The sequence below is a fragment of the Microcoleus sp. BR0-C5 genome (genome assembly GCF_036705045.1).
In the GTDB taxonomy this organism is placed as follows: Bacteria; Cyanobacteriota; Cyanobacteriia; order Cyanobacteriales; family Microcoleaceae; genus Microcoleus.
Map to the genome: position 1 here is coordinate 13,697 of NZ_JAUBTR010000019.1, position 15,626 is coordinate 29,322.

Genomic DNA, 15,626 nt, shown 5'->3' on the forward strand with positions numbered 1-15,626 from the left:
AGCTTCCTCATTCATCGCCAATTATTTAATCTCAAATCTCAAATCTCAAATCTCAAATTGTATAAGTCTCGTGCTTGCTCCTGATTGGTGTGTGTGTGGGAGGGGTTTTGAGGGCAAGGAAACACCTCGATCGCCCGTGAGTGAAATTACAGGCTAGAACAGTTAAAGTGTTAGGGAGCAATTAGTCACCAGCCTATGCCGTTGCCCCGATTCGCGAGCAAAACTTCTCAACACCAAATAAAAATCCCCCTGCGTCACCTTCTAGTGGCCTCTTTTGTGCTGCAAATCGTCGCAGCCGTTGGGATTGTCGGGTATCTGTCTTTTCGCAACGGAGACAAAGCAGTCGAAGATCTCGCCGAGAAATTGATCGCGGAGACGGGAAAGAGAGTTGAAGAAAAGCTGATTTCTTTTCTCGAACCTACCCAGTGGGTAAATCAACTTAACGCCTCGGCGATCGAGGGCGGTGAATTAAACTTACACTTAGAAAAGCCGCAGCCTCGGGGAGAGAAGTTCCTCTGGCAACAAATGCGATCTTTTAAAAGCATTGAATGGATATCCTTCGGTGCGGAAAAATCAGGAGAATATCTCGGCATTTGGCGCAACCCTCACGACAACAGCTTGCAAATTGTCGCCGCCTCGAAGTCTAGCAACTTTCAGAGCATGTACTACGCTACAGACGGCAGAGGCACTCGCACCGCTAAATTAAAGGCAGAACCCAGAACCTACGATGCCCGTCTCCGCCCCTGGTACAAAGAAGCTGTCGCAGCAAACAAACCGATTTGGACGAGCATTTATCCAGGTTTTACTCCTGGGACTGTTTTTATTGCTGCCAGCCAACCAATTCGCGATCGAAATGGTAAATTGCTGGGAGTTTGTGCCGTAGACTTTTCACTCTCGGAGCTTGAGCAATATCTTCATCGCATCAAGTTTAGCAAAACGGGACAAATTTTCGTGATGGAACGATCGGGCTTGCTGGTTGCCAGTTCGAGTCAAGAATCACCCTTTAGAAAGATGCCGGGAAAGCAGCAACGGCAGCGGCTAAATGTTTTAGACAGCCAAACTCCTGTCATTCGCACCGCAGGTAAATATTTGTACGAACACTTCGGGGGCTTTGGCGACATTAAGCAGCGGCAGCAACTGAAATTTAGCCGAGACGCGCAGGAATATTTTGTGGAAGTGCTGCCGTTTTCTGATGTTTACGGTTTGAACTGGGTGATTGCGATCGCAGTTCCCGAATCTGATTTCATGGGGCAAATTAACAAAAATACGCGCACTACAATTTTACTTTGTTGGGGGGCGCTGCTGCTATCGACAATTGCTGGAGTGCTGACAGCGAGGTGGGTAACGCTGCCGCTGCGGCGGCTCAATGAAGCAGCTAAAGATATTGCCGCCAGAGAGTTCGATCGCGCTGTTACTGTCAGTAGGCTTGAGGAAGTCGGCGAATTAGCGCAGTCTTTCAATGAGATGGCAGATCAACTGAAACAGTCTTTTCAAGCTTTGGCAGAAAGTGAAGAAAAATTTGCCCAACTGGTAGAAAATTTGCCCGTTGGAGTCTCGGCGATCAATCCGGGCGGCGCAGTTATTTTCATGAATTCGGCGGGAGAGCAAATATTAGGCAGGGGAGAAATGCCCGATGCTACCGCACAAGAGCTACCAGAAGCTTATCAAACTTATATAACAGGCACTAATCAACTGTACCCGGCCGAGCAAATGCCGTTTGTGCGGGCGTTGAGTGGCTTCGAGGTGATTGCTGAAGATATGGAAATTCGCCGAGACGGGCAAAATATTCGTTTGGAAGTGCGAGCGCTGCCGGTGTTTGACGGTGCGGACAATATCCTTTATGTTCTTAATGTTTTTACAGATATTACGGCTCGCAAACACGCAGAGCAAATATTGGCTGACTACAACCGTACCCTCGAAATTGAAGTAGTCGATCGCACGAGGGAGCTAGCCTCGATCAATGCCCGCTTGCAGCTCGAAATTGAGGAGCGCCAGCAAGCTGAAAAAATTATCCGTCAAGAGCGCGACTTTAACTTAAAGATTATCGAAAATTCTCCGATTTTTTTTGTGGCGATCGACTCTGAGGGTAAAATCCTGCTGGCGAATAACTGTATGCTGGAAGCTGTGGGCTATACTGCCACAGAAGTTGCAGGCAAAGATTACTTAGCTACATTTGTACCCCCAAGCGATCGAGCCGGATTACATTCGATTTTTACGGGCGTAACAGCGCGGGAGCAAACGGTTAACGAACATCGCATTCTCACTTCGGACGATCGGACTTTGTTAGTCGAGTGGCACGGCACACCGGTGCTCGACGAAGGTGGCAGTCTGGATTTCTTGTTTGGATTTGGGATTGATATTGGCGATCGCAAACAAGCACAATTAGCCTTGCAAAAAAGCGAAGCTCTGTTTCATAAATTAGCGAACACTGTTCCCGGAGAACTTTACATATTCGTGCAGCATCCCGACGGCTCAGTCAAGATGGAATATATCAGCCCTCTGTGCCGAGAAATTCAAGAATTAGAGCCGGAGGAAATCCAGAACAACTCTGCTTTACTCTACGAACAAATGCACCCGGACGATCGATCCAGTCACTTCGAGGCAATTGTCAAAAGTGCCACTGATCTAGAACTATTTTCCCACGAGTGGCGGATTGTGACAGCATCGGGAAAACTCAAATGGCTGCAAGGTTATTCTCGACCTGAATTGCGCGAAAATGGAGATATTGTCTGGCACGGCATAATCATTGATATGAGCGATCGTAAACAAGCAGAACAAGAACTCCAACAAGCCAAAGAAGCCGCAGAAGCTGCCAACAAAACTAAAAGCCTCTTTCTCGCCAACATGAGCCACGAATTGCGAACCCCCCTCAACGCCATTCTCGGCTTCGCTCAATTAATGGAACCCAGCGCTAATTTAACTTTGCCGGAAAAAGAAAATATCCAAATTATTCGCCGCAGCGGAGAGCACCTGCTCCAACTGATCAATCAAGTCTTAGACTTATCTAAAATAGAAGCTGGGCGCATGACACTAAACGCCAAACTTTTTGACTTGTACCGCTTGCTGGGCGACGTGCAAAATATGTTTAAAATTTCAATAAAAAATAAAAAACTGCAATTAATTATTGACTGCTCTGCCGATGTTCCCCAATACGTAGAAACTGATGATGTTAAGTTGCGACAAGTGCTAATTAATCTATTAGATAATGCGGTTAAATTTACCCACAATGGTTCAGTTATAGTCACTGTATGCTCCAAGCAAGGAGGAATAATTCAGCCTATAAAAAAAGATTTTTTAAATATTAGGGAAACTCAAGAATTTTTTTTTATTACTTTTGAAATAGCCGATACAGGAGTGGGTATTTATCCCGACAAATTAGAAACCATATTTGAATTATTGGTGCAAACTTCATCAGAAAAAAAAGTTCAAACAGGTACGGGTTTAGGATTAAACATCAGCCGCGAGTTCATAAGATTAATGGGCGGCGACATTACCGTCGAGAGCGAAGTGGGACAAGGGACTATCTTCAAGTTTGATATTCAAGTTGTTACCGCAGCGGGTGCTGGTGAAGTAATCAATACATATGCTGAAGTCAATGATTTATCGCAGAGTTCAAGTATGGTACAAGAAAAAATATCTGATAGTGCTGCAATATTTACACTGGACTCCAAGCCAAAAGTTTCCCCAGAATGGACGAGGAATCTAAAACAGGCAGTCCGTGAGGCTGACTTCGACTTGATTGCCACAAGTATTGAGGAAATCGGCAGCGATAATGATGTTTTTGCGGAAGTTCTGAGGAATCATCTATATAATTTTGATTATCAAAAAATACTAGATTTGATTGATGAAATTGAGCGGTAGGGGGCGCAATGTGCATCGGAGCTTTCGGCGGCGGAATGTGCATCTTATCCTATAAATTTGCTGTAGGGGTAGTGCCAAGAATGCCTACCCCCGACCTAGACGATTCGTTCGGCAGGTCAGACCAAGAGAGCCGGCACGGGTACGGCCCCTAGGTCGAATGAAACAGCCCTCCTCCCCAAACAGTTATTTTAGCTGCGGCCACAATAGTCTTGGGATGGGATAAAATCCTCGCTCAAAGGTCTATACACTCTGATAATTATCATGGTTGATTTGCTGCTAATAATTGAGTGTTTGAATTGACTTTTGGGAAGCTAGAGTTAACCCCCCCGATCGCCCTTTTGGTAAGGGGAAATCGAGGGGGTTAACTATTATTTGTCAAGTATCTGAGGATATTAAGCAGGGTTCGCTTCGGCTCGTCTTTGTAGCAGGCGGGCAATTTCAGCTTTTTCTACAAGTCCGACGAGAACGCCGTTTTCGCGAATGACGGGGAGTTCTTGTACTTTGAGTTGTTCTAGGAGGGTGACGACTTCAAGGAGGGATAATTCTGGTTTGACGGTGGTGGAAAATTCGATCGGCTTCAGGAGTTCTTTAACTAAAACTTCGGGCCAGCGTCCGGTAGGAATGGTTTTGAGGTCATCAAGGTCGATCGCCCCTACCAATTGTCCGGCATCATCTGTTGCCAGGAACCTGCGCCAGGTTTGAGTGCTACCGATCACGTAGTTGTTGGCAAATTCTCTGAGGGACAAGTCTTGGGAGACGATCGGACTTTCGGGGGTAACAGCATCTGCGGCTGTCAAACCTGCCAGTTGATTTTGGACTGTGGCATATTGTGCGGATTGACCGGCATTTTGCAGTAAGAACCAACCGATTACTAGATTCCAGATATTGCCGAAAATGCCTGTAGCAATGGCAATCCAACCAATGATTTGACCAACGCGGCTAGCAAAAATTACACCTTTGTAAGGGTTGCCAGTAATTTTCCAGACGATCGCTTTGAGGATGTTGCCGCCGTCGAGGGGCAAACCGGGAATTAAGTTAAATAAGGCTAGAACTAAGTTGATGGAAGCTAAAAGTCCGACGATGGCGGCTGCGGGGCCTGTGAGACCAGCACCCATGCCTATGGCTGTTAACAAACCGGACAAAAATAAGCTAACCAAGGGACCTGCAATTGCTACCCAAAATGCTTCGGCTGGGGTTTTGGATTCTCTTTCTAAATTAGCCAGTCCGCCAAACAGAAATAGCGAAATCGATTTCACGCCAATTCCCTGTTTAATGGCTACCCAACTGTGTCCTAATTCGTGGGCTAAGACGGAAGCAAATAACAGTAACGCTGTGAATAATCCCAGCATCCAGGGCGCTACGGGGCCCAATGTGGGAAACAGGGCAGCTAATGCGCCACCGTACTGCCAGGTTACTAAACCCAGAACTAAAAACCAAGATGCGTTGACAAAGAAGGGAATCCCAAACAGGTTGCCGACGCGAAATGTACCGTTCATAATGGCTACCTCTGATTTTACGAATGAGAGGTTTTTCTCTCTGTCTCCTTATCGTAACGAAAGGTAACGGCGATGTTAATGTTTCAATTAGGGTGTTATCCGTCTGTGGAGGTTCGGTTTGCTGAATAATTACCGCCGACTGCCGTTTGGCCCGTTAGGGGTTAAAAATCCTTATCCCAAAACGGAAGTTTTTGCTATGAGGCTTGAGGAGGATATCTGTTTGAGTTTTCTGTTTTAATTTTCAGCGGGTTTTAACTCAAATCTTGCACCATTGTCAGCAACAGGCAAGATGCCTGTTCCACAACAGATGAATTTTCTTTTTGCACCATTGTCAGCAACAGGCAAGATGCCTGTTCCACAACAGATGAATTTTCTTTTTGCACCATTGTCAGCAACAGGCAAGATGCCTGTTCCACAACAGATGAATTTTCTTTCTTGTGGGGAGTATGGGTTGGGCACGCGAGCCCGCCCATAAAAGCCTGATTGAGAATGGTGCAACCTATGAGTTTCAAGCAGGTTTAACTATAATGACTTACCCTAAGAATAGTTTAGATCCTAATAATTATGCCAGAATCCTTTTTGCTCGGCCGGCTGATGCTGCAATTAAACAGCGAAGTCGCTGATATTATTACAGACTTATCCGCTGTTGCTTTAACTCCCGATGGCCATTTGTGGCTGGGTTCCGATGAAACGACTTCGATCGAGCGTTTGTCGCTTGTCGCGCCTCATATTTTTGGAGAACATCAAAGATTTGCGATCGCAGATTTTATCGATCTACCTGGAGAATCCGAAATCGATATCGAAGGAATTGATTTCTGCAGCGATTATCTTTGGGTGGTGGGTTCTCACAGTACAAAACGCAAAAAAGCTAAAGGCAAAGACCCCGGCAAAGACATTGAAAGATTAGCACAAATCGTGACAGAGGTCAACCGCTATTTACTGGCGCGCATTCCTATGAAAGACGGGATTTTGTGCGAGTCAATTCCCGATTCAGACAATCCCGAAATTCAACTGACAGTGGGATGCCTTCAGCGGACAGAAACAGGCAATTTGCTGACAGATGCACTCAAAGATGACAGCCACCTCGGTCTATATTTATCTGTGCCGGTTCCGAGTAAAGAAAATGGGTTTGATATTGAAGGGTTGGCGGTGCGCGGAAATCGGATTTTTCTTGGTTTGCGGGGGCCTGTGCTGCGGGGTTGGGCGATAATTTTAGAAATAGAAGTTGAAGAGGCCCAAGCGGGAGTTTTAAGGCTTAAGGCAATTGGGGAAGGAGGGAGATTGTACAAGAAACATTTTGTTGATTTGAACGGTTTGGGCGTGCGAGAATTGTGCTGGAACGGGGAAAATTTGATTGTTTTAGCGGGGCCGACGATGACTTTATCTGGGGCGATGAGGGTTTTTCGGTTAAAGGGGATTTTAGGGCGATCGGGCGACAGTATTACTGGACAAGATGGGGGAGATTTGGAGGTATTGTTTGATTTGCCTTTTAAGGTTGGTACGGACAATGCTGAGGGGTTGTCGCTGTTTCCATATTTGGGGGATAAGAATTCGCTGTTAGTGGTTTACGATTCGCCGGATGCGGGGAGAATGGTTGGGGAAAATGCTATTTTTGCTGATATTTTTAGGTTGGGTTTGTAGTTGCGTGTGGGAGGGCGGGTGAGTTTTGGTGAATCAGGACTAAAAACTAAAGTCCTCACTACAAACAAATGCTAAATTCGGTTAATTGTCGATCGCATCCGCATCCCTTCGCCGCTGGCTGTAGCGTTTCAATTCATCAATTAAGTGAGTATCGTTAGAAGCTGTTCTCGCGCCCGCTTCCGCCGCCCAGCGCTTCAAATCTTCAATTTGCGATCGCGCGATCGCAGCTAATGGTACAGTATCCTCGATCGACCTCAAAATATCCTCCGTCATCAAATCCCGGCGCTGTCCGTTGACAAAAGTGCCAAAGGCTCGATACAATCCATCTATTACCACTTGTTCAATTTCTGCACCGCTAAAATTCTCAGCGCGTTTCGCCAAAATCTCCAAATCAAACTCGCGCAATCTAGTCGGCCGCAAACGCTGCAAATGCACTTTAAAAATATCTTGTCGTTCCGATTCAGAGGGCAAATTCAAGAAGAAAATTTCATCAAACCTGCCCTTTCTCAGCAACTCTGCCGGCAAAATCCTGACGTTATTTGCAGTTGCGACGATAAACACCGGACTGGTTTTTTCCTGCATCCAAGTTATCAAACTGCCGAATACCCGGCGCGAAGTTCCCGAATCGCCGTCGCCACCGCTGATAATGTTGCCGAAGGCTTTATCTATTTCATCGATCCACAAAACGCAAGGTGCGATCGCCTCTGCTAATTGTATCATTTGCCTGACGCGACTTTCGCTTTCCCCGACCACGCCACCAAACAATCTCCCAGTATCCAATCGTAACAGTGGCAAACGCCATTCGCAAGCAATAGTTTTCGCAGATAAAGATTTGCCAGTGCCTTGAATTCCTACTAACAAAACGCCTTTAGGATTCGGTATGCCGTAGCGTCGCGCTTCGTCAGTAAAAGCATCTTGCCGCATCTTTACCCACTGTTTCAAATTCTCCAAGCCGCCCACACTTTTTAGGGATTCTCTGGAGTTGAAAAACTCCAAAATGCCAGTTTGGCGAATTGCTTGCTGTTTTTCCTCCAAAACTCCGTCAATATCTGACTCGTTAATTTGCTGTTTGGCGGCCAAAGCTTTAGCCAAAACCCGCCCGATTCTAGCGCGACTCAAACCTTGACAAGCTTTAACCAACTGTTCCCTTGCTAAACCGCTAACTTGCAACTGTTGTGGCTTTTCCACAACGTGGGAAATTAAACTGTCGATTTCTTGTACGTTGGGCAAAGGAAAATCAATTACAGTTACTTCTTCTTTCAATTCCTCCGGCAATTCCAGCGTGTGAGAAGTCAGAACTATAGTTTTTTTGCTGCGCTTCAATTCCCGCGTTAAATTCCGCAATTCCCGCACTACCGCCGCATTTTTTTCGGTGTATGGATATTTCAAAATTGGGTGCAAATCCCGCAGGACAAATATGGTATATTCTTCAACAGCAGTTTTGCTGACGCGATCGAGTGCTGCCATTACCGAACCTTTCCCAGAACCGTTATCCTCCCAGCCGCGCACGAGATCCCAGAACAATACTCGGCGCGCGGGAGTTACTTGTAGCGCTACTTGGGCAATTACAGCTTCGACTGGTTCCTCCTCCGCGCCGACAATGTACAGCAGCGAATAGCGGGCACGAATCATCAAATCTAGTCGTTTTACCAGTGCCTCGAAATGGTTATTTTTACTGCCCTTGACGACATCTAATTCTTGGGATTTGGGGTAATTTTCGGTCATTTTATTTGATATTTTAGAGTAAAATTAAACTTTATTATTTTTTTTGCAGTACGGACTTTAGTCTTTAAAAAAGATTAACCTAACTAAAGGTTTTTACTAAGAACTTGAGTTCTTAACAACTATTGAACCCGACTAAAGTCCGTACTGCAAACGTTAAAATTATAACAAAATAGTACGCAATTGGCTACTTAGCAACTTTTCGAGCTTGTTTCACCATTTCAATGAGAGTGTGGTGAGCATCTTCGGCGTCTTTTAAAGTGCGATCGAAATTTACTCTGACGGGCACTGTTTCGTCATTGACTTTAGCGGTTAAATCCATGCCGTTGGCATCAATAGCGAGCATTTGAGCTTCCGTTGCCTCTGGTTGGTGGCCAAATGCTTGAGCGTACAGCACTACAGCACTAGCGTGGTCTTCGTTCATGTGAGCGCAGATGCGATCGCTAATCTCAGTAGAAAACGGTTCTGACATGGGGAGATTCCTCAGATGCAATATCGATCGATTGTACTGCGATCGGTAAGACAAATTCGCAGTTGACCAATTACTTCACAATTTGCTAATTTTGAAAAACATATTTTTCTTTGTAGTAAGGACTTTAGTCCAGAAACCGGGTTTTTACGGTAAGACGCATTGTCACCGAGATATTTTCTAACAACCCGGTTTCTTTAATCGGAGTGCGTAAATCCTGAGAAGGCTTCCTTTTTATTGCTTTTTAAAGGCGAGACAGTTTATCATAATTAGCAACTAAATAGAATTTAAACAACCTGCCATGCTGTGGACGCCCGGACAAATCCTCAAAACTCGCCCCTACCGCATCGACACTATCCTGGGAATGGGGGGATTTGGCATGACTTACAAGGCCACACACTTGCAACTTAACTATCAAGTTGTCCTCAAAACACCGAATCTGAGTTTGCAAAATGACGCGGAATACGCCAACTTTGTTCGTAGATTTATCCGCGAAGGGCAAATCTTAGCAAAATTTTGCCAAAACGCGCACCCTGGAATTGTCCGCATTAGCGATTTGTTTGAGGAAAAAGGCCTTTACTGTTTGGTAATGGATTTAGTCGTCGGGCAAAGTTTATATAATACCGTACAGCAACAGGGACGACTCCCGGATACAGAAGCAGTGGCAATTATCCGCCAAATTGGAGAAGCATTAAGTGATGTTCACCAAGCCGGAATTGTCCATCAAGATGCCCATCCGGGTAATATTATGTTGCGTCCCAATGGGCAAGCGGTATTAATTGATTTTGGTCTGGCGAATGAATTAATGCCAACTATTATTAGTAGCAGACATCCTCATAACCCTGCTTTTGCTCCTTGGGAACAGCATATCGAAGGTAGTGGTAAACCAACGGTTGATATTTATGCTTTGGCTGCATCTTTATATTATGCGGTAACGGGACAAGTGCCAACAGCTTCCATCAATCGGCATTTTAGAAATGAAGCATTGCCACCTGCGAAAAATTTTGGGGTTAAAGATTGGGTAAGTTTAGCAATAGAAAAAGGGATGGCATCCGATCCGCAAAAACGGCCGCAGTCGATGCAAGATTGGTTGAGTTATCTGCGGGAACCAATTCCGTCAACGGTTGCCGCTGTTTCGGTACAGCTTAAATCGGCGCGGGGTATTGACTATTCTCATCTGCGGGATTTATTAGCAGCAGGGAAGTGGAAAGAAGCGCAGCAAGAAACACACCGTTGCTTGCTAGAAAATCCTCAAGAGAAAGGTTACTTAAATGGGGAGTATATCAAGAATTTTCCTTGCGATGATTTACGGACGATCGACCAACTTTGGGTAAAATATAGTCAGGGTCGTTTTGGCTTTAGCGTCCAGAAGAAAATTTGGTTAGAAGTGGGGGGTAAACTTGATCGTGAGACGGAGTGTAAGATAGGCGATCGGATCGGTTGGCGAAAAGGAGGCAAGTGGTTGAATTACACGGATCTGACCTTTAATTTGCAAGCACCAATAGGCCATCTACCGCTGAGTTTGGATGGTTATGGATCGGACTTGGGGTACTGGTGGGGGCTACCGACTCTTATGAAGACTTGTGTACGCTGTAATATATAATAACGATTTCAGCCCCTTGTCAAGTCTTTTTTATCGAACCTTTTTTAACGAAGTTATCGGCTGTTCGTCATTTCATTACCTGTTACACCTTGATATCACTCTTCAAGCACTAGACTCGCGAAATTCGCGTCATAGCAATTGGCCAACACAAACTGTTTGGGGTTCAGAAACCGGGTTTTTTACGAAATATTTGGTTGTAGTCATCAGATTCGGTAAAAACCCGGTTTCTTTGGTCAGTGCGTCAATCCTAATCTACTCTAAATTCTAGACTAAATGATGCGTTATGCCATTGTCATTGAAAAAACACCCAATAACTAAGCTGTTGCGCGTTTAAATTGCATATTCGGGACGGGCTAGAAGCCCATCCCACAATAATTTGAGTGATTTTTGACACACAATTTAAATGGAGAACAGCTTATTCAGCTTATGCGCCAGATTTACCCGGATGTGCAGCCACAGGCGCTACCCTTGCAGAAGTACAGCAGCAAATTAAAGAAGCGATCGAATTTCACTTAGAAGGGTTGCGAAAAGATGGTTTACTCATTCCCGAACCAACTACTCTATGTGAGTATGTTATCGAACGTTTCTTAGTCAAACAGTAACAATTATATCATTCCCAATCCGCAAGAGCGACTTTCAAACAAGCACGAACCTCCTTCCAGTCACGTTGTGACAGATGACCAATTAGAACTAAGTTGGAAGATGGGGGTAGAGTGACAATAAAACTGCGAAAAACTGAAGCGACTCGTAAACCTGCGGCGGCCCAATCTTGGAGTATATAATCAGTTAAACCTAAAGCAGTTGTCTGTGTAGTCAGGAGTCCAGCTATTACATCGCGGCGGGTTGTGTTATAGGTAACTGATGATAGAATTACAGCCGGACGACGTTTAATGCCAGTGACACCAGGAAAATCAACTGTCACCACATCACCAGGATTAAAAGACACTATTACATCTCCTCATTTTCAGAAAAAATGGTGGCCGCGTACTGCAAAGAAAATGCCGTCACATCGAGTTTATCTTCCTCAGTCCAAGTCTCGCTTTCATCGACAACCGACAGATTTTGCTGCACCAAATCGTTGAGAATAAGAGTTGCCAAGCGCAGTCTATCCTTTGGTGAAAGGGTAGACAGAACGCGATCGTAAACTTCTCGAACAGTAGTTAACATAGCAAATCCTCTCGCTTCTTATCTTGTGGAACACTTAGGGCAAGTTGATTTGATTATAGCTCAAAAAATTAATAAATTTATGCTATACTCAAATTCTAATTTTTAACCCCAGATTCATCTATGCCAACTTTAACTGATATTGGCACTCTCATCATTTCTACACCAGAAACCTGTGGAAATCGCCCCCGCATCGCAGGCACTAGAATAACAGTTCAACGAATCGCTGTTTGGTACAAAATGGGGATGAAACCAGAAAAAATTATTGCCGAAATTCCCCACTTAAATTTAGCACAAGTTCATGCAGCATTAGCTTACTACTACGCCAATAAAGAGCAAATTGATGCCGATATTGCGATGGAAGAAGCTGAGTGCGATCGCTTAGCCAATGAACACAAAGTGGGGAGTTAATCGTTAGATACCCTGACTTCTTTAAGAAGTCAGGGTATATGAGTATTCTATCGTACAAACGGCACAGCCTAACTAAAAGATCGATCGTCAAACGGCAATTCATCAAACCGCGAATTAATATCAGCCTCAGCATTCGCAACAGGGGAATTAGGGCGAGATGCCGGCGGCTTAACAGAATTCACCTTGGCTACCGGTAACTTGGATGCAGGTTCCGATATCTGTAGGTTAACGACAGGTAATTCTCCTCCATTTTCTCCATTTTTGCCCGTTTGATTCCACAACATCATTCCCAGCAAACCGTCCACCAAACCGCCGCCGCTACCGTTGCCGCTAACCGCAACATCCGGCACAACTCGCACGTTGCGATCGCCTATAATTTGCATTAACTGCAAAGCCGTATAACCAGAACCTCCCAAAGCTACCACACCCGCGCGATAAGCTTCAGCTTGAGCATTTCCCTTCACCCGAATCGACTCAGCTTCGCCTTGAGCTTGTTTAACCTGAGAATTCGCTTTCAACTCAGAAATCTTCACGCCTTGTTCGGATTTCACCATCTCTTGTTGAATCTCAGCCAGCGCCGTTTCCCGCACCAATTGTTGCCGCTGAGTTTGTGCTAATTGCTGCACCTCATAAGTCTTACACTGTTCCTCAGCAATTTTGCGATCGGTTTGAGTTTGCATCAACTCTGCAGGCGGCAAAATATCCCCGATTAAAGTATCAATTGCCTGCACGTCGTAGGTACGCAAAGCTGCTTTGATATACTCGGCGGCTTCCGCTTGCCTGCCGCTTCTTGCGGAGAGAAAATCTAATACAGAATAAGCTTGAGCCGAATTGCGGAAATAATTCCCAATTGTCGGCTGCAAAACGTGGTCTACTAAATTCTGCATTGAACCGACGCGAGAGATGACTTTCGGAGCATCCAGAGCTCCAACGTGAATAATCTGAGCTACTTCTAAATCAAAGGCAAAACCGTCTTGAGAACGCACGGTTAAAGAGGAAAGTTTAGAATCATAACTGTGCCTTTCTGTTTTGCCAGACCAATTCAAAACAATATTTGTGGTCGGCACTAACTCTACTTTCAAAATGCGCGTATTCAGCGGATGTTTGCCTGGATAAAGAGGAGTCACCCACACCCCTTTGTTGCCGACATTTACTAAATTTCCGTGAGTGAAAGCAGCGCCGCTCACATCTTCCGAGGTTTTGCCAACATAGGAAATAACCGCGCCGACATAGCCGATCGGGATTTCGGTCATCGCCACTTGGTCAACCCCGACAAACCAAGGATTTAAGTTCCACGAACCGGAAAGCAAAACCTGTTCCTGCAAACCGCGCCGCCCGCCGGCGGCGATAAATTTTTGCGCGTTTTGGAAGTTGTCGTGATTCGGGATAATCGGGCCGGCAATTTCGCCATCTTGAATGGGAACGCCGTCAAAAGTTGTGACAATCCCCACTTTATCTGGGGCAATTTTGTACAGCTTTAATAGTTCGGCTGTCATCCCGTGTTTGGCAGCATTTGCCGCTGTAATTACTGTAAATAATGCTGTATTAATTCGATAGCTACCGCCAGTCACGATACCTAGTTGTCTACCTTTTTCGCCGCCGCCTTTGAGGAATTTGCGAGCATCTTGAAAATTGTCGCATTCTGTGATTTTGCCGAGGATGCGCTGCGGCGGAATTGACTGACCACCTGCTGCGATAATGAGAGCAATTTCACCTTGGGGAACCACAGTCAGAGACTCTTTGCGAACGTTGTACTGCAAAGGCCAATAACCCCAATGCCAACCGGGGGGCAAAGTATCAGCTTGATATCCAGCTTCTCCGTTTAAGGCAATTAAATCTCCGGGCGGTAAAGACTTGCCGCCGAAGCTAAACTTTTTACTGACAATGCCAACTTCGCGATCGCCAATTACTACCAATCCGCCAAAAAATAATGGCAGCACCAGAATAATTATCATACCGCCGATCGCGATCGGGATAAATCCACCCGGATCGAGCTGCATTGTCTGCACGGGAACAGTGCTGCGTAACTGCCCTAGCTGCAAGCTAGAATCAGGTTTTGCGGCTAGCTGAGTCGAAGTTTGATTGGCGGGGGGGATATTGCTAGCTGCTAATACCGGCGAGGGTTTCAAACTGGTTATTGCACTAAGAGCTAAAGACGCCGAAATAGCGGCTGCAAACTGTTTTAAAACGCGGACTTTGACTTGAGATTTGGACAAAAATGAATAAAGCATTTTTTTTGAGCAGGGCTAATTTGTCCTAGGAGCTCCAGCTTAGCCTTACTAAAAAGTTTTTACATAAAACTTAAGGTCTTATTTATCATTATTTGCAGTCATAATAGTCATATAGCAATGCTAAATGAGTCGTCAACTTTTTACCCCACCCCAACCCTCCCCTTATCAAGGGGAGGGAGTAAGAAATTCACAAATGATTTAGGATTCCTATATTTATGTGTAAAAAAAATACTGCTCATTAAACTACAGGCTGACAATCCCCCGTTTTAAGGCGGAAATTGCTGCCTGCGTGCGATCGCTAACTCCCATTTTGCTCAAAATATTGTTGATGTGAAACTTGACGGTGCTTTCGCTGATGTGCAGAACTTCACTAATCTCGCTGTTGCTTTTACCCGCGACTATGAGGCGGATGACTTCTAATTCGCGATCGCTCAATTCAGGCCCACTCAGGCGATCGGCTAACTTAACACCCACTGCCAGCGGAATGTACTTTTTACCCTCAAAAACCGCCCGAATTGCTGCTAAAAGCTCCTCTGGTTCCGCATCCTTCAGCAGATAGCCCTTTGCACCAGCTTGCAATCCGCGATAGATGTTTTCATCGCCATCATAAGTCGTCAGCACCACAATCCGGGCGTTGGGAAACTCCGCACAAATCGCAGCAATGGCGGCGACTCCATCCATTTGGGGCATCCGCATATCCATCAGCGTTACATCCGGCTGATATTCGCGAAACATTGTCACAGCTTCCTGCCCGTTGCTTGCTTGCGCCACAACTTTAACATCTGATTCATGATTCAGCAGCGCCACTAAACCTTGCCGCACAATATAATGATCGTCGGCAATTAAAACGCGAATAATATTTGATTGGTTAATCATGTTTACCTGTTAATTTTTTTTAAAAAAACTGAAAATCTCACGACAAACTTACTATCTATAGTCATCCTAAATGATTCAGATAAATTTGTAGGGTAGTGCCTTTCTTTGCCTACCCGCTATCTATCGGGCAACCGGGCGTGGGATTGCCCCTA

General features: G+C 45.3%; 13 protein-coding genes. 5 read left to right on the forward strand and 8 right to left on the reverse strand.

Annotated elements, in window-relative coordinates; genetic code table 11:
- Window positions 1–276 precede the first annotated feature (276 nt).
- A complete protein-coding gene (locus tag QUB08_RS11665; protein ID WP_333224864.1) occupies window positions 277–3,861 on the forward strand; it encodes a PAS domain S-box protein in 3,585 nt (1,194 codons plus the stop codon).
- 392 nt (window positions 3,862–4,253) lie between these two features.
- On the opposite strand, the gene QUB08_RS11670 is transcribed toward QUB08_RS11665, so the two are convergent.
- A complete protein-coding gene (locus tag QUB08_RS11670; RefSeq protein WP_333224865.1) occupies window positions 4,254–5,357 on the reverse strand; it encodes a site-2 protease family protein in 1,104 nt (367 codons plus the stop codon).
- Window positions 5,358–5,608: 251 nt separating this feature from the next.
- Entirely contained in the window at window positions 5,609–5,773 is a 165-nt protein-coding gene (locus QUB08_RS11675; protein WP_333224866.1) for a hypothetical protein, read from the reverse strand.
- A gap of 148 nt (window positions 5,774–5,921) precedes the next feature.
- On the opposite strand from QUB08_RS11675, the gene QUB08_RS11680 reads away from it, so the two are divergent.
- Window positions 5,922–6,998, forward strand: a complete 1,077-nt coding sequence (locus QUB08_RS11680; protein WP_333224867.1) for a DUF3616 domain-containing protein — start codon at window positions 5,922–5,924, stop codon at window positions 6,996–6,998.
- Between the two features lie 81 nt (window positions 6,999–7,079).
- Here the strand turns inward: QUB08_RS11680 and QUB08_RS11685 are convergent, their stop codons facing one another.
- Entirely contained in the window at window positions 7,080–8,723 is a 1,644-nt protein-coding gene (locus tag QUB08_RS11685; RefSeq protein ID WP_333224868.1) for an AAA family ATPase, read from the reverse strand.
- A 184-nt stretch (window positions 8,724–8,907) separates the two neighbouring features.
- Entirely contained in the window at window positions 8,908–9,192 is a 285-nt protein-coding gene (locus QUB08_RS11690; protein WP_333224869.1) for a DUF2470 domain-containing protein, read from the reverse strand.
- Between the two features lie 298 nt (window positions 9,193–9,490).
- Between QUB08_RS11690 and QUB08_RS11695 the strand changes: the two genes are divergently transcribed.
- Complete coding sequence (locus tag QUB08_RS11695) at window positions 9,491–10,792, forward strand: serine/threonine-protein kinase (RefSeq protein ID WP_333224870.1); 1,302 nt, start codon at window positions 9,491–9,493, stop codon at window positions 10,790–10,792.
- Between the two features lie 380 nt (window positions 10,793–11,172).
- Window positions 11,173–11,394 (forward strand): type II toxin-antitoxin system HicB family antitoxin, encoded by a 222-nt coding sequence (locus QUB08_RS11700; RefSeq protein ID WP_333224871.1) that lies wholly within the window; start codon window positions 11,173–11,175, stop codon window positions 11,392–11,394.
- Window positions 11,395–11,402: 8 nt separating this feature from the next.
- Here QUB08_RS11700 and QUB08_RS11705 read toward each other — a convergent pair whose 3' ends face one another.
- A complete protein-coding gene (locus QUB08_RS11705; RefSeq protein ID WP_333224872.1) occupies window positions 11,403–11,738 on the reverse strand; it encodes a type II toxin-antitoxin system PemK/MazF family toxin in 336 nt (111 codons plus the stop codon).
- Between the two features lie 2 nt (window positions 11,739–11,740).
- A complete protein-coding gene (locus tag QUB08_RS11710) occupies window positions 11,741–11,959 on the reverse strand; it encodes a hypothetical protein (RefSeq protein ID WP_190734845.1) in 219 nt (72 codons plus the stop codon).
- Window positions 11,960–12,079: 120 nt separating this feature from the next.
- Between QUB08_RS11710 and QUB08_RS11715 the strand changes: the two genes are divergently transcribed.
- The gene (locus tag QUB08_RS11715; protein WP_333224873.1) at window positions 12,080–12,367 is read left to right on the forward strand and encodes a DUF433 domain-containing protein; all 288 of its coding nucleotides are present in this window, start codon (window positions 12,080–12,082) and stop codon (window positions 12,365–12,367) included.
- A gap of 68 nt (window positions 12,368–12,435) precedes the next feature.
- On the opposite strand, the gene QUB08_RS11720 is transcribed toward QUB08_RS11715, so the two are convergent.
- Both QUB08_RS11720 and QUB08_RS11725 read right to left on the reverse strand, forming a co-directional pair.
- Window positions 12,436–14,598 (reverse strand): flotillin family protein, encoded by a 2,163-nt coding sequence (locus QUB08_RS11720; protein ID WP_333224874.1) that lies wholly within the window; start codon window positions 14,596–14,598, stop codon window positions 12,436–12,438.
- A 243-nt stretch (window positions 14,599–14,841) separates the two neighbouring features.
- Window positions 14,842–15,471 carry a response regulator transcription factor gene (locus QUB08_RS11725; RefSeq protein WP_333224922.1) on the reverse strand — a complete coding sequence of 210 codons (630 nt, stop codon included), beginning with the start codon at window positions 15,469–15,471 and terminating at the stop codon, window positions 14,842–14,844.
- Window positions 15,472–15,626: the final 155 nt, after the last annotated feature.